Source organism: Rhizobium atlanticum (assembly GCF_030182485.1).
Taxonomy (GTDB): Bacteria; Pseudomonadota; Alphaproteobacteria; order Rhizobiales; family Rhizobiaceae; genus Rhizobium.
The window spans coordinates 96,603-113,997 of sequence record NZ_JAQJCJ010000021.1 but is presented as its reverse complement, the minus strand read 5'-3'; the positions used below and the strand labels follow the sequence as shown (position 1 = coordinate 113,997).

The following is a 17,395-nucleotide window of genomic DNA, read 5'->3' as shown; positions in this document are numbered from 1 at the left end:
GGAAACTGCACAGCAGAATTTCCCTTTTCAACACAACAACTTAGATCGACATCTGCTCAGGCGATCCTGCGCGCGCTGACCTTGCCCATCGGGTGGAGCGAGTGAACGCGGAAGGGACCGCCAGTGCCCTCCTCGATCATCAAAGCCACATTCGAAACGATCACCGGCTCCCTCAAGACGGGCTCGAAGATCGTTCCCAGCACTGGCTCGATGCGGGGCATGTCGATCGTGTTGATGGGGCCTGTCACCGGCATATGGAAGCGGAACTCCTCCATCACATAGGGATTGCCCCAACGATGCAGATTGGCGAATTGCGCCGCCGACAATCCGTCGGGATCGTTGCGTTCGATATCGGCTTCACTCAGCGGCGCCCGGAAACGATCGAACTCCTGAACGATCGCCGAAGCCAGATACTGGATCCGCTCACAGGGGGCGCTCGGCACCAGGCTGTAGAAATTGCCGAGCCGGGCGATTTCGAGACCTGGGATCTGGAAGGGAGCATATGTTCCGGCAAAACGCATGAGGTCGCGCAGGAGTTGCGATTCGGACGTCTCGGCGGAGAGGTGAAAAGGCGCTTTCAGAACGCCGTGAAAACCATAGCGCCGCGGCACCGCAGTATAAAAGGCGATCTCATGAATGCCGAGGCCGCGGACGGCCGGAGGCTCCACCATATCGCCTGAAAACACGTTTCGGCCAAGCCAATTAGCGGCCACGAGCGACAAGGGGTCGCTCGCCGGAGGCGTGAAGCAAATGGCATAGCGCATGCAATTTCCTCCATGAAGGAAGTGAGCGCCGGGAAAATCCGGCGCTGCCGATGCGCAAGCAGATAGGTGATTTGCATGACAGAATAACGAAACGCAGCTGTATCTAATTCACGTTTAACGTGAAGCGACAGCGATATGGCTTGATATCGCGAAGCTTTCCGGCAGCGAAAATTCGCAATCTGTGTCGCCTGCCATACAAACCGCAGCCTCCGCCAGCCGATGGGCCAGCCCGAAGCTGACCTTGAAACCGCCGGTCAGTGCGATTAGTCGGGGATGGATGGGATGGCGGCCGATCATTGGATCGCGGTCGATGGCTTTCGGGCGAAGCCCCGCCCAACGTTCGATGACAGGGGCGCTGCGGAGCGCCGGCACGATTGCCCGCGCCGCCTCGATCAACGCGTCGAGCTGTGCATCGGTCGAGAGGGGGTCGTCGAAACGGTTCTCGCTGGTACTGCCGACCGCCGCATGCCCCCCCTCATGCGCGACGACATAGAGTCCATCGAGGAAGATCGTCGGCAACGCCGGGTCGACATCTGCTTTCAACAGCGCCGCCTGCCCTTTCACCGGCTGGCCGAGCGGCTGCTTCAAGCCCGGCGTCAGCCGCTGCAGCGCGGGAAAGGACTGATGGCCGGCGGCCAGGATGCAGCGGCCGAACGTGATGATTTCGCCGCCGATCTCGGCCGTCCCGCGATCGGGATTGAGATCGGCGACAACAGCATTTTCCATGATGCGCACATGTTTTGCCCGCCGCAGCAATGCGATGAGCGCTGAGATCAAGGAGCGGGGCGCAACACGGGCGGCGAGCGTATCGTGCACGAAGCCACTTTCGCCGGCAGATGCGTCAGGCCAACCATCGACCGGCGGCCTGTCGATGACATGCCAGTGGAAGCGGCGTTCGCCGGTCCGCCAATGGCGCTCCGCATCTTCGGAATGGCCGCGGGCGATGCGCTTGAGATGCGGTTTCGGCAACGGGATCAGCCGCCCTGACCTGTTGTAGCCGGCCGACAGCCCGGTTTCTGCTTCAAGCGCCGCAATTTCGGTTTCGAGCGAGACCAGCGCATCGAACTGGAATTGCTTTTTCTCCGACCACCGGTCCGGCATATGCGGCATCAGTGCGCCGAGCAGTCCGCCGCTCGCGCCTCCGCCCAATCTGCCGGCGTCGGCGAGGACGGTGCTGATACCGCGGCGTTCGGCATGAATGGCCGCCCAGAGACCCATGATGCCGCCGCCGACGATCAGCAAGTCGCAAGAAGATTGACCGGACGTCGGCTGAGGACTATCGGCTTTTTCCATGAGAGACGTGAACCCCGATCAGATTGGCGCGGGCGCGCCGCAGCCGCTCGAATGGCGCGACGGCGATATGCCCTATTCCACCGTCTTTGGCGATCATTTTTATTGCCAGACCGATGGCCGGCTGGAATGCGGCCATGTCTTCCTCGCCGGCAACGGCCTGCCGGAGCGCTGGGCCGGCAGGCAGGAATTCATGATCGGCGAACTCGGCTTCGGCACCGGCCTGAATTTCGCCGAGACCTGGCGGCAATGGAAGCTTCACCGTGAACCCGGCCAGCACCTGCATTTCATCTCCTTCGAACTCCATCCGATGCGCGGCGAAGAGATCGGCCGGGCGCTCTCGCATTGGCCGGAGATCGATGTGGAATGCGAGGCGCTGACCGCAGCCTGGCCGCAAACGCCAGCCGGAACCGTCTCGCTCGATCTCGATGCCCAAACGCGGCTCAGAGTCGTCTGCGGTGCGGCACTCGAAGGCGTCGCCGCGGCAAAACCCGGCTTCGACGCCTGGTATCTGGACGGTTTCGCGCCCTCGCGCAACGGCGACATGTGGTCGGAAGAGCTGATGCGTGAGGTTGCCGAAAAGACTGTGGCCGGCGGCACCTTCGCAACTTACGCCGCAGCCGGCTTCGTGCGCCGCAACCTCATCGCCGCCGGCTTTGCCGTCGAACGCCGCAAGGGCTTCGCCGGCAAGCGCGAAATGCTCTGCGGTGTCAGGGCGCCCGCACGGTAAGCCCTACGACTGCGATGGAGATCAGTAACTCGTGCGCTCCGGCTGCAGCTCATCCTTGCCGAGCCATTGCCGGATCTTCTCCTCCAGAAGTTCCGGGCTGATCGGCTTCGACATGTGATCGTCCATGCCGGCGTCGAGGCAGGCTTCGCGGTCGCTTTCGAGGGCATGGGCGGTGACGCCGATGATCGGCACCCGGCGGCCCTGGCCCTTTTCCTTCTCGCGGATCGTCCGGGTCGCCTCATGGCCGTTCATGACGGGCATCGAGACGTCCATCATGATGATGCGCGGCGTGTGGCTTTCCCAGGCGGCGACGGCCTCCTGCCCGTTGTCGACGACCAGGAAGGAGAGGCCCGTCGACTGCAGGATCTGGGTGAAGACGATCTGGTTGACCTCGTTGTCTTCGGCAACCAGCACGTCGACGAATTCGGCCGCCCGCTCTTGCGGCTCGGGCGCAGTTGCAAGTGCAGGCGCCGGTCCGGCCGCTTCCGCCCGCAGCCGGGCGATATCGGCTTCAGAGGCCTGTTTGACGCGGCGGGCGCGGACGACCTCGACGACAGTATTGCGCAGCACGTTGGCGCGTGCCGGCTTCATCAGATGCGCATGGCCGTTCAGCGCGGCGAATTCCTTTTCCGTGCCCGAAATATCCATCGACGTCAGGAAGATGATCGGCAGCTCGACGAAGCGGGGATCGGCGCGCAGCCGGCGCGCGACGTCGGCGCCGTTCATGTCGGGCATGTGATAGTCGAGCACGACGGCGTCGACGGTGACACCGAGATCGGCCGCTGCCTCGAGGATCGCCAGACCGGTGCCGCCACCCTCGGCAGCCACTCCGTCGAAGCCCCAGAGCGAGAGCTGCTCAGTCAGGATGCGCCGGTTCACTTCATTGTCGTCGACGACGAGGATGCGCGCGCCCTGCACATTGATCGGCAGCGGCTTCGGTTCAAGGTGGGCGGCCGCCACCGCAAAAGGCAGGTTCAGGGTGAAGACCGAGCCCTTGCCCCATTCGCTCTCGACATTGATATAGCCGCCGAAGAGATCGACGAGGCCGGCGGTGATCGCGAGGCCGAGCCCCGTTCCCTCATGCCGGCGCGTCGACGAGGTGTCGACCTGCGAAAACTTGTCGAAGACCGATTCGAGCTTTTCTCGGGGAATGCCAATACCGGTATCCTCGATGCGGATGATCGCCATGATCTCCCCGCCGGCGATCGTCTCGAAGCCGACATCGACGAAGACATGGCCGCGCTCGGTGAACTTGACGGCGTTGCCGACGAGATTGGTGACGATCTGGCGGAAACGCCCGGCGTCTCCGATCACCGCGGCCGGCAGATCGGGTGCAGCCCGCACCAGCAGTTCAATGTTCTTCTCGGCGGCATGCGAGGAGAGGAGTGTCGCCACGTCCTCCACCGCTTCGGTGATATCGAAGGCGGCTTTGCGCAGTTTCATCTGTCCGGCATCGATCTTCGAAAAGTCGAGGATGTCGTTGATAATAGTCAGCAGCGCATTTCCCGACTTGACGATAATGTCGATGAAGGTTTTCTGGCGCGTGTCGAGATTGGTCTTGGCCAGCAGTTCTGCCATGCCGAGCACACCGTTCATCGGCGTGCGGATCTCGTGGCTCATATTGGCAAGGAATTCGGATTTGGCGCGGTCGGCGGCTTCGGCGCGCGAAAGGAGCTGGCGCAGTTCCTCCTCGCGGCGCTTGAGCTCGGTGACGTCGGTGAACAGCGCCACCCAATGCTGTCCCCGGCTGACGGTCGCATCCATATTCACCCAGCGCTCGCCGCCGACATGGAAGACGGTGGAAATTGGCTGCCTGGCTGCGATATTCGCCCGCCACTCCTGCAGGATCTCATCCACCGCATCGTGGAAATCGCCGCGTGCCGCGCAGAATTCGAACATGCCGAGCCAGCCCTGGCCGGCCTCGATATAGTGCGGCGGGATCTGCAGGATCTCGGCCATCGCCTCATTGGACATTTTGATGATGCCGTCCTGGACGATGGCAATGCCCTGCGACATGGCATGCGTCGCATCCCGCATCATTTCGCCGAGCCGCTCGAGGGCCGCGCGCGTCTCGTGGATTTCCTTTTCCCGTTCGCGCACCGCCGAAATATCGGCATAGGTGAGCAGAATGCGCTCGTTGGAGATGCGGCGGCTATCGAAGATCACGGATTTGCCGCCCGCCCAGCCAAGCTCGATCGGCTCGGGCTCTTCGGCTTCGAACAGATGTTTGCGGAAGGCGTAGATCTCTTCCGGCGTCTTCGTCCCGTCATAGCGGCCGAGCTCGTCATTACGGCGGATGACGTCGATGAACGGGCGGCCATCGAAGCGATCGTCGAGCGGCAGTTCCCAGATGCTGTAGAATTCGTCGTTGACGTAGAGAATCCGGTGGTCGTTATCGAGGATCAGCACGCCGATTGGCAGCGATCGCAGAATGCTCTCGATGTCCCGATGTAGTATTTCTTGCTGTTTGCGCGATTCAATCAGCGCCTTCTCGCGTTCCTTGAGCGGCGAGATGTCGGAAAAGGAGCCGACGACATAGGTTCGCCCATCCGCCGTCACCACGCGATTGACGCGCGAAATGACGGGATAGACATGGCCGCTATTGCTCGGCATCTCGCTTTCGAGCTCCACCGAAATGCCGTCCCTGAGCGCCAGCAGGTTTTCCTGGTAGATCGCCTCAGCACCTTCTGGCCCGAACATTTCGTGTTCGGTCATTCCCAGATATTCGGAGCGGGCGCGGCCGCTGAAGGTTTCATAATATTTGTTGGCATAGACCAGGCGATGCTTGTCGTCGCGGACGAAGACCGCCACAGGCAGATCCTCCAGGACGGTGCGGAGTACGTCGAGTTCATTGACACTCTCTCCCCAGGCCGATTCCCCGGCGGCCACAGGCGTCGCGCCGTTGCGATAGGCTGCGTTGAAGACCAGCGGGCGTCCGTCGGCTGCAAAGATGCCGATCGGGTGATCGAGGTTCTCCAGTGCCTCGCGCACTTGGGCGAGATCGGCGGCACTTCCGAAATCGTTTACAGTCTTAGAGCTGCCGGCAATCCCGGGCTTGCCCGCAATCCCCCCAAGGGCAACGGCGCGGCGCTCGCGGGCTTCGAAGATGCCGAGCACATAGATCCGGTCCGGCGACGGCGAGAAGCTTTCGATCTGGACGCGCTCGTGGCCCTGGCCTGCGGCATCGAAGCAGATGGCGTTTTCCTCGGTGCCGAACACCAGCGCGCGGCGTTCCCTATCCTCGCGATCCTCTTCCTCGGGGCGGTCAAAGAGTTCGCGGCTGCGCCTGCCGATGAAATCGGAAATCTCGCGGCCCAGGAAATTGGCATAGGCCTCGTTGACGGCGACATAGCGCAGCTCGCTATTCTTGACATAGGCGGGGGTGTCCAGATCGGCGATCCGGCGGCAAGCCAATTCCAGAATGTCCCCGGCTGATTTCAAGAAATTGTCGCTCCCGCAATGAATGGAATATCAACGACAAAGACTATAACGCCAAGGCTTTTAACAAGGTTTTAACCATAAATTTCGAGGGCGGAATTTTACAATCGGCGTACCAGGCTGAAGAGGCCCCGTTCCTGCATGAAATCCAGAGCACGCCGTTATCGGCAGCAAATCCTGTCGGCCGCGATCCGCCTTTACTCTTGGCTAGCTATTGAAATCATGGACGAAATTTAATCTGGAGAGCCCTTGTGCGGCCATCGCTCCGCCGCGATCCGGGCGGAGTCTGGGCATGGCTTTAACAGAAGCCAGTCTAGATAAGGAAGATACCATGTCCGTTCTTCATAAGACCATGGCGACGGGCCTGATCGCGCTGACCTTTGCCGGCGCCTCGCTCGCCACTGCCACCACTGCCGATGCCCATCCGCGCGATGCCTTCTGGGGCGGCCTTGCCGCCGGCGTCGTCGGCGGCGCCCTGCTGTCGGAGGCCGCCCGCCCCGCCTATCCCGTCTATCCGGCTTACCCTGTCTACCGTCCCTACCCCGTCTATCGGACCTATTACCGGCCGCACTATTGCCACCTCGAATGGCGTTACGACCGCTGGGGCGAGCCCTACCGCGTGAAAGTCTGCCCGGAATAGCAAGACCGCATCCGGCGCCGCTTGACCTCCCGGCGGCGCTGGTCCAATCCCCCCGCAGGAGGATCAGCATGCCGGAACCGCTCAAGAAACTGCTGCATGTAGAGCTCGTCGGTGATATGGCCGATCACATTGCGGCCCGTGCGCCCGCCTTCGACCGGGAACGTTTCGCAACTCTGGCGACCGATGGCCTCGCAGCCCTGGAACTGATGGAGCGCTCCGCATTGATCCGTGACGCGCTGCTTGCCACGCTTCCCGGAGATTTTCCTGAAGCAGCCTCTATCCTCAAGGCAAGCCTGCCGGCCGCCGACACGCCGGGACTCTCCGGCTGGATGCTGCTGCCGGTCAATCAGTTCATCGCCGCCCGCGGCACCGATCATTTCGATCTCGGCCTCGACCTCCTCAAGGCGCTGACGCCGCATTTCACCGGCGAATTCGGCATCCGGCAATTCATCCATCGCGACCAGCAACGTGCGCTCGCCATCATTTCCACCTGGGTCGGCGATCCCAACCGGCATGTGCGCCGGCTGGCGAGCGAGGGAACGCGGCCGCGCCTGCCTTGGGCCATGCGCCTGCCGCAACTTGTGAAAGACCCCGCACCGATCCTGCCGATCCTGACCGCGCTGATGGATGATCCGGAGGATTATGTGCGCCGCTCCGTCGCCAACAGCTTGAACGACATCGCCAAGGATCATCCAGATCTGGTCGCCGCCTTTATCGCCGGCCATATCGACGGCGCGTCCGCCGAGCGCCGCCGGCTGCTGAAACACGCCTCTCGCACGATGCTTAAGAAAGGCCATGCGCAGGCGCTTGCCAATTTCGGTTTCGACGCGGCAACCGCGCTGACATGCGAGCTGCGCCTTCAGAACGGCGAAGTGGTGTTCGGCGAAGGGCTGGATTTTGAAATCCGCCTGACCAATTCAGGCGAAACCGCGCACTCACTAATGATCGACTACGCCATTCACCACATGAAGGCCGACGGCTCGCTCTCGCCCAAAGTCTTCAAATGCAAGACGGTCACGCTCGCGCCGGGGCAGAGCCACGCAATCGAGCGCCGCCATGCCATGCGGCCGATCACGACGCGGCGCTATTATCCCGGCGAGCATCGCATCGCCGTGCTCGTCAATGGCGCCGAAAGCGCATCGGAAAGTTTCGTCCTCAGAATGCCGTCGCCTGACCCGGGCTAATGCCTTTTTGTGCGCTGCACTTGACTTTCCACGCAAACTAGCCCAAATGCGGCTCAGCTTTCACCCTTCCGGCCGCCGCGTGAGCGTGCCCCTGCTCGAAAATACGAAACGCAGGAAGAAGGGACAAAAGCGCATTTCGACAGAGCGCCGCACTCTCAAGAGCGGCCAGAAGCGCTGGAAAGCTTTTTCCAACTTGCAAGTTCCCACTTCACGCGGGGTTCTTGACGCCAGAATGAAACCGGATCGCATGGTGCGTTCCGGCGCTAGTCGTTGTGGCGCCCCGAAAGGTTATGCCTTGACTAATTTTGAATCGCTTGGTGTCTCCAAGCCGATCGTCGCCACCTTGTTCCAGCTCGGCATCGAAACGCCGACGCCGATCCAGGAACAGGCCATTCCCCTCCTCATTTCAGGCCGCGATCTGATCGGCCTTGCCCAGACCGGCACCGGCAAAACCGCCGCCTTCGGCCTGCCGCTCATCGAAAAGCTGCTCGCTGACGAGCGCCGCCCCGACAACCGCACGACGCGGACGTTGATCCTGGCGCCGACCCGCGAGCTGGTGAACCAGATCGCCGAGAACCTGAAGAAGTTCATCCGCAAGTCGCCGCTGCGCATCAACGTCGTCGTCGGCGGTGTGTCGATCAACAAGCAGCAGCTGCAGCTCGAAAAGGGAACCGACATCCTGGTCGCGACCCCAGGCCGCCTGCTCGATCTCGTCAACCGCCGCGCCATCACGCTGACGACGGTGCGCTATCTCGTGCTCGACGAGGCCGACCAGATGCTCGACCTCGGCTTCGTGCACGACCTGCGCAAGATCGCCAAACTGGTGCCGAAGAAGCGTCAGACCATGCTGTTTTCGGCCACCATGCCGAAGGCGATCGCCGATCTCGCCGGCGACTATCTCGTCGATCCCGTCAAGGTCGAAGTCACGCCTCCCGGCAAGGCTGCCGACAAGGTCGAGCAGTATGTCCATTTCGTCGGCGGCAAGAACGACAAGACGGAACTGCTACGCAAATCGCTGACCGAAAATCCGGACGGCCGCGCCATCGTCTTCCTGCGCACCAAGCATGGTGCGGAGAAGCTGATGAAGCACCTCGACAATATCGGCTATTCCGTCGCCTCGATCCACGGCAACAAGAGCCAGGGTCAGCGCGAGCGGGCGCTGAAGGCCTTCCGCGAGGGCAGCATCAAGACGCTGATCGCGACAGACGTCGCCGCCCGCGGCATCGACATCCCGGCCGTCAGCCACGTCTACAACTACGACCTGCCCGAAGTGCCGGATGCCTATGTCCATCGCATCGGCCGCACGGCGCGCGCAGGCCGCGACGGCATTGCCATCGCTTTCTGCGCCCCTGACGAAGCAAAGCTGCTGCGAGATATCGAGCGCCTGATGGGCATCGACATATCAGTTGCCAGCGGTGAACCGCCGGCACATATCAGCGCCGGCGGCCCGCGCCGAGGCAACGGCAATGGCAACAACCGCAATCGGGGCGGCACCCAGGGTCGCGGCGAAGGCCGCGGCGATGCCAACCGCTCGGAGCATCGCGGCAGCCGCCAGGAACGCCGCCCGCGCCGCGAAGGCGAAGGCGGCGAAATCCGCGCCGGCGGCGAGGAGCGCCGCGAGCGCCGTCCTCGTCCCGAACGCTCAGGCCGTAACGAGGACTTCCGCGGTCAGCGCCGCGGCGAAGCAGCCCCGGATTTCGGCCCCGACAACGATCTGGCCTCGACCTCCGATTTCCGCCCGGCAAAGCCGCAGCGCCCTGCGCATAACGGCCCCAATGGCCATCATGCCAATGGCGAACCGAGCGGCCATCACCGCGGCAACGGCCGCCACGCTCACGGCCGCCCGGCCCGCAAGCACGGCGAAGACCGTGGACCGCATCAGGCTCAGGGCGGCGAACAGCGCCGCGACGGCAATGGCGGCAACCGCCGCGGCGGCTCGGGCTCTCGCAATGGCGGCGGCCAGCGCCGCGAACGCGCCTGAGCGCCGATTGATTCAAAGGAGAAAAGGCCGGACCTTCGGCCTTGAATATTGGGAGGCCGGAGCATCCGGTGGAATGTCCGGCCTTTTTCTCATTGTAGTGACGACAACACTGCGACGGCAGTACTCGGTCACGTTTCCCGGTTTCTGAACTCACCCAGTTGACGAGATCGAAGCCCTTCGCAGCGCCGGCGGGAGCCTTGCGGTATCAATGCGCTGTGAACCCGCGTCGACGGGCAGCGTGACGCCGCAAAGAACCGCGCCGCGAAGCCGGACCGCTTGCGTCCCGGACGTTTGAGACCTAAATTAGCTCCATGCTTGACCATTCGTCCCGGCCATTGTCGCCGCCAACTATCCCAATGGATGCCCTGAGCGAAGTCCTGCAAGACTTTCGCTTGAGTGGAGTCAATTATGGACGCTGCGAGCTCAGGCATCCATGGAGCATCGCCTTTCCGCAACAACAGCTGCTTCGTTTTCACTTCGTCAGCCAGGGTCCATGCTGGATCCATACCGAAACCCACGGATGGCAGGCGTTGAACGATGGCGATCTGGTGCTGCTGCCGCAAGGTAACGCACACCGGTTGGCGAGCGCGCCTGATGTTGAGGGCGACTCGCTTAAAAGTTGCCAGATTACAAAATTGGGCAGCAACGTCTGCGACGTCGTGCGGGAAGGAACGGGCGCCACCAGCACCCTTTTCTGCGGCTCCATGGCTTTGGGCGCCCATGCGCTTAATCCCTTAATCGCCTTGATGCCCCCAATCATCAAGGGCTGCGATGTGGCCGGCAACGACCCGATCGTGGGCCCCCTGCTGGCCGCTATGTCGGCGGAGGCGACACAACCCCAGATGGGAAGTGCGACGGTCTTGTCGCGTATGGCGGACTTGCTCGCTGCGCGGCTTATCCGTTGCTGGGTCAATTGCAGCGGAGCCTCGACCACCGGCTGGCTCGCTGCCATCCGCGATCCCCAGATCGGTCGTGTGCTGGCGGCCATGCACCGAGATCCCGGCCATAACTGGACCCTTGAAAGCCTCGCTGGTGTGGCAGGCCAGTCGCGCTCGATCTTCGCCGAGCGCTTCAGCGCTATCTTGGGAGAAGGCGCGGCACATTATCTCGCCCGTCTGCGTATGCAGCTTGCCCGCGATTTGTTGGCGCAGAACGGTATGTCGGTCGCCGAGGTAGCCTCACGATTGGGCTATGAGTCCGAGGCGTCTTTCGCGCGTGCCTTCAAGCGCGTCACCAACCTTTCACCGGGGATTGTGCGTCGCACAAATTCCGGACGAACGGACATGGATTTCGGATTTTAAGACACATATCATCCTGAAAACTTCGTCTATGAAATCTCCGAACACAGGAGATCCATCTATGACGGACACAACATCACAATTCGACGAGGCTGCAATTGGCCTGGAGACGGCTGAACCATCCGCGTGGAGCGCGGCGACTTGGTTTGCCGTTGTTTCGATGGCGGCCACCAGCTTTGCACTGGTATCTGCTGAGTTCCTGCCGGCGGGACTGTTGACGCCAATGGCGCGCGATCTCGGCATTTCCGAGGGAACGGCCGGACAGGTCGTCACCGCCACCGCTTCCGTCGGCGCTGTGACGGCCCTTTTGAGCAATGTTCTTATCGGCAGACTGAACCGCAAGGTGGTGCTGGTCGGTCTCAGTGCGTTGGCGGTCGGCTCCAATATACTCGCATCTTTAGCGACCGATTTTTGGCTTTTGTTGTTGGGCCGGGCTGGGCTGGGCATCGCGTTGAGCGGCTTTTGGGCGCTTTCCGTGGCGGTCGTGGCGAGGCTGGTCGGCGCCAACGCGACAGGTCGGGGCATGGCTATCGTCACCCTCGGCGTTTCGCTCGCCACGATAGCTGCGCCATCAATGGGTGCTTTGATCAGCGATTGGCTGGGATGGCGCAGCGCCATGGCGATGACAGCCGGGCTTGCCGCGCTTGCCATGCTGCTGCAGGTGCTCAGCTTGCCGACGCTCCCGGCAAGCACAAGCAACAGTCTCGCTGATGTTTTCCGGCTGACACGACGGCGCGGTGTTCAACTGGGAATGCTTGCTATCCTTTTGCTGATGACCGGACATTTTGCCGGATCGGTTTATGTGCGTCCCTTCCTCGAACAAGTGACGCTCCTTGAAACCAGATCGATCGCCCTGGCACTACTCGGGTTTGGCATCGCCTCGGTGATCGGCAATCTTGCCGGTGGCCGGATGGCCGACGCGAGCATCCGCATAGCGCTCGCAGTCACGGCGGTGTTGATGGCTTTTGCCGCACTCGCTCTGTTGCTTTGGGGCGCTCATACCGCCGTCGCGTTTGCGCTCGTCGCGCTTTGGGGCTTTGCCTTCGGCATGGCGCCGGTAGTGCTGCCGACCAATCTTTCCCGCGCGGCCGCCGACGCTCTGGAAGCGGCGGGCAGCCTGATGGTCGTCTCCTTTCAGGTGGCCATCAGTAGCGGCGCGATTTTTGGCGGCTATATCGTCGACCACTACGGCGCTGCGGGACCATTGACGCTCACCGCTCTCCTGGCGGCGTCGACGGTTGCCTTGGCGCTGCTGCAGCCCCGCAGCTGATCGTCGCTTGCTGCTCGATGGGCCGAGTAGCGCTCTAGGGCGCTCTAGACATGAGGTCGTCGGCAATCGCCGGCGACCTCGCTCAGTTGAGGTTCAAGCCATCCGATTGTTCGACCTTGGCCCAGCCATCAGCCTATACGCTCGCCTGCGCTTGCTGAACGACCCTGCGGTTTGTCATATATACGCCCATCACTACGATCGCGGTGCCGATGATCAACGGCAGCGTCAGCGGTTCCCCGAAGGCAACGAAGGCCTCCAACGCCACCGCCGGCGGCATCAGGTAGATGAGCGAGGCGGCGCGCGAGACCTGTCCGCGGCGGATGAGGTAAAGCAGCAGCCCGACACCGCCCATCGAGAGGCCGAAGACCGACCAGAGAAGCGCGCCACAGGCCTGCGCGGTGCCATCGAAATGCTGGTTTTCGAAGATCAGCGACAACGGCAGGGTGAGGATTAGCGCACCGACATACTGCAGCGTCGCGATGCTTCTGAGATCACCCGACTGCAAGTGTTTCTTTTGGTAAAGCGTGCCGTAAGTGACGGAGCCCATGGCGATGAGGTTGATCGCCAACGGCAGCGCCGCATGGCTGAGATCGGCCGTCGCCGGATCGAAGAGCTTCGGCGAAATCGCGATGGCGATACCGATGAAACCGAGCCCGAGGCCGAGCTTCTGTGTCTGTTGCAACCGCTCGCCGACGAGAAAGGGCGCCGCCATTGCGGTCAGCAGCGGCTGCAGCGCCGCGATGATCCCCGATATGCCGGCCGGCACGCCATTGGCAATCGCCCACCAGAGGCCGGCGAGATAGAAACCATGCAGGAAGAAGCCGGAATAGATGGCGCGCAGCCACGTCGCCCGGCTTGTCGGCCATTGCGCCCGCATCAACAGGCAGAGCACCAGGAATGCCAGGGCCGACAGCGCGTAGCGTATCGAAAGAAAGGTGAAGGGCTCGGAATGCAGCGCCGCATATTTCGCCACCACCCATCCCGTGGACCAGAGCAGAACGAAGAGAGCGGGGGCAAGGCGATCGAGGGACATGGGGGCTCGCAAGAAAGATTCGCCGTGCTGATAACGGCACCCGGGCACCGCAGTCAAAGGCGAAGCGTTGATGCTTACGTGAAATTTCGCTGATGTTGCGGGCGGCAGGCGGGGCCATGCCACCACGGCGAAGAATGACCGGCACTTTCCCAATCTCCCTCATTCCTGTGCTCGTCACAGGAATCCAGTGCGCCCAAGTCCTAGGGCGCGGGAGACTCTCATCATCGTCACAGAGTCATTCACCGCGCAGACGCGCGGTGGCTGGATTCCTGTGACAGGCACAGGAATGAGGGAGGAAGCGCATGCACCCTTTAAACCGCTTGACCGAAAAACCATCACCTGCCTGCATTTTGCGCAGCCCCGGCAGACTGACCACCCTCTCCGCCGCGCCACCTCACTCCGAATGCCCGGATTTTTACCGTTTTCTCGCAGCGCAAAATCTTTTCCCCGAACTGCGCATGGTTCTTGCATTGCAATTTGCGTTGTATTCAAATGAACAAAAAAGGGGAGCCGCACCTTTGGCATTTGATGAAATGATTACCGGGGACGAAAGCCCCCGCCCGCCTTATGAAAAATATTTCGAGTGGTACAACAGCCAAGACCGGTCGCATCTGATTGCCAAGTCCCGCGACGCGGAAAACATCTTCCGGAAGACCGGTATCACCTTCGCCGTTTACGGCCATGCCGACAGTTCCGAAAAGCTCATCCCCTTCGATATTATCCCCCGCATCATCTCCGCCCGCGAATGGCGCAAGCTGGCCCAGGGCATTGAGCAGCGGGTGATCGCGCTCAACGCCTTTCTGGATGATATCTATCACAAGCAGGAGATCATCCGTGCCGGTCGCATCCCGCGTGAACTGATCGAAAACAACGTCGCCTTCCTTTCCGAGATGATCGGCTTCCGGCCGCCTGGCGGCGTCTACACCCATATCGTCGGCACCGACATCGTACGAACAGGCGAAGACCAGTTTTACGTGCTGGAGGACAATGCCCGCACGCCTTCCGGTGTCAGCTACATGCTGGAAAACCGGGAAACCATGATGCAGATGTTCCCGGAGCTCTTCCATGAGAACAAGGTGCAGCGCGTCGAGGATTACCCCTATCTCTTGCGCCAGAGCCTTGCGTCGCTTGCGCCTCCCGGCTGTACCGGCAAGCCGCGCGTCGCTGTGCTGACCCCCGGCATCTACAATTCTGCGTACTACGAACATTCGTTCCTGGCCGACATGATGGGCGTCGAACTGGTCGAGGGCTCGGACCTGCGCGTCATTGACGGCAAGGTGAAGATGCGCACGACCCGTGGCTACGAGGCGATCGACGTGCTCTATCGCCGCGTCGACGACGATTTCCTCGACCCGCTGACATTCCGGGCCGATTCCGCCCTTGGCATTCCCGGCATCATGGATGTCTACCGCTCTGGCAACATCACCATCGCCAATGCGCCGGGCACCGGCATATCGGACGACAAGGCCATCTATTCCTACATGCCGGAGATCGTCGAATTCTATACCGGCCGCAAGGCGCTTCTGGAAAACGTCCCGACCTGGCGCTGCTCGGAAGCATCAAGCCTGAAATACGTGCTGGAGCACTTGGAGGAGCTCGTCGTCAAGGAAGTGCACGGCTCCGGCGGCTACGGTATGCTTGTGGGACCGACGGCATCGAAGAAGGAACGCGCAGATTTCGCCGAAAAGCTGAAGGCCAAACCGAACAATTACATCGCCCAGCCGACCCTGTCGCTCTCCACCGTGCCGATCCTCGTCAACAAAGGGATCGCGCCGCGCCATGTCGACCTTCGTCCCTATGTACTCGTTTCCGACAAGGTCCAGATCATTCCGGGCGGTCTCACCCGCGTGGCGTTGAAGCAGGGCTCGCTGGTGGTCAACTCCAGTCAGGGCGGCGGCACCAAAGACACCTGGGTACTGGAGGACTGATGCTCGGAAGAACTGCAAACGGCCTCTACTGGATGTTCCGTTACATCGAGCGCGCCGAAAATATCGCCCGCCTGATCGACGCCGGGCTGCGCATGTCGTTGACCCGCAGCAGCGCCGGCGACGACAACTGGGATGGCGTGCTGCAAAGTGCCGGCGTGCGCGAGGCCTATGACGAGGGCCACGCCAAGCTGACCAATGCCGATGCGATCGATTATCTCCTGCGCGATCGCTCAAACCCGTCAAGCGTCATGTCCTGCATCGACTCCGGCCGCAACAATGCCCGCATGGTGCGCACCGCGCTGACGCGGGAGACCTGGGAAGCAACCAACGAATGCTGGATCGATCTGAAATCTTTGCTCGAAAAGCGCGTGAAAGCCGCCGACATGCCGGAGGTGATCGACGTCATCAAGCGCCGCGCTGGCCTCATCCGCGGCGCCTTCCACGGCTCGACGCTACGCAACGAACTCTATAACTTTGCCCGCATCGGCACTTTCATCGAGCGGGCGGACAATACGAGCCGCATCCTCGACGTCAAATATTACGTGCTGCTGCCCTCGGTTTCCGCCGTCGGCTCATCACTCGACAACGTGCAGTGGGAATCGATCCTGCGCTCGGTCTCCGCGCACCGCGCCTATAGCTGGGCCTATGACGGCGAGTACCGGGCAATGAACATCGCCGACTTCCTCACCCTGAATGTGCAGATGCCCCGCTCGCTGGCCTATTGCTACGAGAAGATCGTCAGCAATCTCGGTTATCTCGCCCAGGATTACGAGGAACGGCTTCCCGCCCACGATACGGCGGACGCGATCCGCACCACCCTGCAGACGCGGGCGATCCGCGACATCATGGATCAAGGCCTGCATGAGTTCCTCGAGGATTTCGTCGCGCGCAACAACCAGCTCGGCATGGAAATTTCCGACGGCTACCGGTTCTACGTTTAAGCGGATCAGAATATGAGACTGAAGATCAGCCACCTCACCGAATACCGCTACGACGATCCGGCGAAATTCTCCCTGCAACGGCTGAGACTGACACCGCCGACAAACAATGGCCAGACTGTGCTCGGCTGGTCGCTGAAGGTCGAGGGTGCGACGCCCGAAGTCGAATATGACGACCAGTTCGGCAACCACGTCAACCTGGTCTCGCTGGAAGGCGAGCAGCAGGTGACGCGCATTCTCGCCGAAGGCGAGGTCGAAACCATAGATCAGAACGGCGTCACCGGGCCGCATACCGGTTTCTGTCCACTCTGGCTCTTCCTGCGCGAAACGCCGCTCACCAGGAGCGGCAAGCTGGTGAAGGAACTGATCAGAACCGTCAACGGCGATAACGAACTCGCCCGCATGCATGCGCTGATGGCAGCCATTCACGAGACCGTCATCTACAGGCCAGGAACCAGCGACGCTGCGACGACGGCCGAACAGGCGCTGGAGAAGAAGAGCGGTGTCTGTCAGGATCATGCGCATATCTTCGTTGCCGCCGCCCGCGCCCTGCAGGTGCCGGCGCGGTATGTCTCCGGCTATCTGATGATGGAAGAAAAGGTCGAACAGGCGGCGACCCATGCCTGGGCCGAAGCCCATATTCCCGGCCTCGGCTGGGTCGGCTTCGATCCGGCCAACGAGATCTGCCCGGATGAACGATACGTCCGCATCGCCTCTGGCCTATGCTATCGCGACGCCGCCCCGATCTCAGGCATGCGCATCGGCACGCCGGGCGAAACGCTATCCGTGACCGTGAAGGTCGAGGATGGCGGCCAGATGCAAAGCCAGAGCCAGAGCTGAGGGCTCCGCACGCCTAAGCCCCGATGAGCTAACCTGCGGCAAAAGCCTGCAGGTGGCCCTG

13 protein-coding genes are annotated in these 17,395 nt (G+C 61.9%); 9 read left to right on the top strand and 4 right to left on the bottom strand.

Features of this window, described 5'->3' with window-relative positions; genetic code table 11:
* Window positions 1-56: 56 nt before the first annotated feature.
* Window positions 57-764: a DUF1045 domain-containing protein gene (locus PH551_RS26490; protein ID WP_285195653.1), complete on the bottom strand. Its 708-nt coding sequence runs from the start codon at window positions 762-764 to the stop codon at window positions 57-59.
* 114 nt (window positions 765-878) lie between these two features.
* Entirely contained in the window at window positions 879-2,057 is a 1,179-nt protein-coding gene (locus PH551_RS26485; RefSeq protein WP_285195652.1) for an NAD(P)/FAD-dependent oxidoreductase, read from the bottom strand.
* On the opposite strand from PH551_RS26485, the gene mnmC2 reads away from it, so the two are divergent.
* Window positions 2,056-2,784, top strand: a complete 729-nt coding sequence (gene mnmC2 / locus PH551_RS26480) for a tRNA (5-methylaminomethyl-2-thiouridine)(34)-methyltransferase MnmC2 (RefSeq protein WP_285195651.1) — start codon at window positions 2,056-2,058, stop codon at window positions 2,782-2,784. The genes PH551_RS26485 and mnmC2 overlap by 2 nt on opposite strands.
* Before the next feature lie 21 nt (window positions 2,785-2,805).
* On the opposite strand, the gene PH551_RS26475 is transcribed toward mnmC2, so the two are convergent.
* Complete coding sequence (locus PH551_RS26475; RefSeq protein ID WP_285195650.1) at window positions 2,806-6,225, bottom strand: response regulator; 3,420 nt, start codon at window positions 6,223-6,225, stop codon at window positions 2,806-2,808.
* A gap of 328 nt (window positions 6,226-6,553) precedes the next feature.
* Between PH551_RS26475 and PH551_RS26470 the strand changes: the two genes are divergently transcribed.
* The 5 genes from PH551_RS26470 (at window position 6,554) to PH551_RS26450 (ending at window position 12,595) form a co-directional block, all read left to right on the top strand.
* Window positions 6,554-6,862, top strand: coding sequence for a hypothetical protein (locus PH551_RS26470; protein ID WP_285195649.1), 309 nt, complete (start codon window positions 6,554-6,556; stop codon window positions 6,860-6,862).
* Window positions 6,863-6,930: 68 nt separating this feature from the next.
* Window positions 6,931-8,046: a DNA alkylation repair protein gene (locus tag PH551_RS26465; RefSeq protein WP_285195648.1), complete on the top strand. Its 1,116-nt coding sequence runs from the start codon at window positions 6,931-6,933 to the stop codon at window positions 8,044-8,046.
* A gap of 247 nt (window positions 8,047-8,293) precedes the next feature.
* Complete coding sequence (locus PH551_RS26460; protein ID WP_285195676.1) at window positions 8,294-10,027, top strand: DEAD/DEAH box helicase; 1,734 nt, start codon at window positions 8,294-8,296, stop codon at window positions 10,025-10,027.
* A 311-nt stretch (window positions 10,028-10,338) separates the two neighbouring features.
* Complete coding sequence (locus tag PH551_RS26455; RefSeq protein ID WP_285195647.1) at window positions 10,339-11,328, top strand: AraC family transcriptional regulator; 990 nt, start codon at window positions 10,339-10,341, stop codon at window positions 11,326-11,328.
* Between the two features lie 58 nt (window positions 11,329-11,386).
* Window positions 11,387-12,595: an MFS transporter gene (locus PH551_RS26450; protein WP_183699406.1), complete on the top strand. Its 1,209-nt coding sequence runs from the start codon at window positions 11,387-11,389 to the stop codon at window positions 12,593-12,595.
* A 133-nt stretch (window positions 12,596-12,728) separates the two neighbouring features.
* Here PH551_RS26450 and PH551_RS26445 read toward each other — a convergent pair whose 3' ends face one another.
* Complete coding sequence (locus PH551_RS26445) at window positions 12,729-13,628, bottom strand: DMT family transporter (RefSeq protein WP_285195646.1); 900 nt, start codon at window positions 13,626-13,628, stop codon at window positions 12,729-12,731.
* A 518-nt stretch (window positions 13,629-14,146) separates the two neighbouring features.
* On the opposite strand from PH551_RS26445, the gene PH551_RS26440 reads away from it, so the two are divergent.
* The 3 genes from PH551_RS26440 to PH551_RS26430 are packed head-to-tail and all read left to right on the top strand — an operon-like array spanning window position 14,147 to window position 17,334.
* Window positions 14,147-15,556: a circularly permuted type 2 ATP-grasp protein gene (locus PH551_RS26440; protein WP_041678724.1), complete on the top strand. Its 1,410-nt coding sequence runs from the start codon at window positions 14,147-14,149 to the stop codon at window positions 15,554-15,556.
* Entirely contained in the window at window positions 15,556-16,497 is a 942-nt protein-coding gene (locus PH551_RS26435; protein WP_085779010.1) for an alpha-E domain-containing protein, read from the top strand. Before PH551_RS26440 ends, PH551_RS26435 begins: the two co-directional genes overlap by 1 nt.
* A gap of 12 nt (window positions 16,498-16,509) precedes the next feature.
* Window positions 16,510-17,334: a transglutaminase family protein gene (locus PH551_RS26430; protein ID WP_285195645.1), complete on the top strand. Its 825-nt coding sequence runs from the start codon at window positions 16,510-16,512 to the stop codon at window positions 17,332-17,334.
* The last annotated feature ends 61 nt before the right edge of the window (window positions 17,335-17,395 follow it).

Coding starts and splice junctions, on each gene's coding strand:
- PH551_RS26490 (WP_285195653.1), bottom strand. CDS start 764: ATGCGCTATGCCATTTGCTTCACGCCTCCGGCGAGCGACCCCTTGTCG.
- mnmC2 (WP_285195651.1), top strand. CDS start 2,056: ATGAGAGACGTGAACCCCGATCAGATTGGCGCGGGCGCGCCGCAGCCG.
- PH551_RS26485 (WP_285195652.1), bottom strand. CDS start 2,057: ATGGAAAAAGCCGATAGTCCTCAGCCGACGTCCGGTCAATCTTCTTGC.
- PH551_RS26470 (WP_285195649.1), top strand. CDS start 6,554: ATGTCCGTTCTTCATAAGACCATGGCGACGGGCCTGATCGCGCTGACC.
- PH551_RS26465 (WP_285195648.1), top strand. CDS start 6,931: ATGCCGGAACCGCTCAAGAAACTGCTGCATGTAGAGCTCGTCGGTGAT.
- PH551_RS26460 (WP_285195676.1), top strand. CDS start 8,294: ATGGTGCGTTCCGGCGCTAGTCGTTGTGGCGCCCCGAAAGGTTATGCC.
- PH551_RS26455 (WP_285195647.1), top strand. CDS start 10,339: ATGCTTGACCATTCGTCCCGGCCATTGTCGCCGCCAACTATCCCAATG.
- PH551_RS26450 (WP_183699406.1), top strand. CDS start 11,387: ATGACGGACACAACATCACAATTCGACGAGGCTGCAATTGGCCTGGAG.
- PH551_RS26445 (WP_285195646.1), bottom strand. CDS start 13,628: ATGTCCCTCGATCGCCTTGCCCCCGCTCTCTTCGTTCTGCTCTGGTCC.
- PH551_RS26435 (WP_085779010.1), top strand. CDS start 15,556: ATGCTCGGAAGAACTGCAAACGGCCTCTACTGGATGTTCCGTTACATC.
- PH551_RS26430 (WP_285195645.1), top strand. CDS start 16,510: ATGAGACTGAAGATCAGCCACCTCACCGAATACCGCTACGACGATCCG.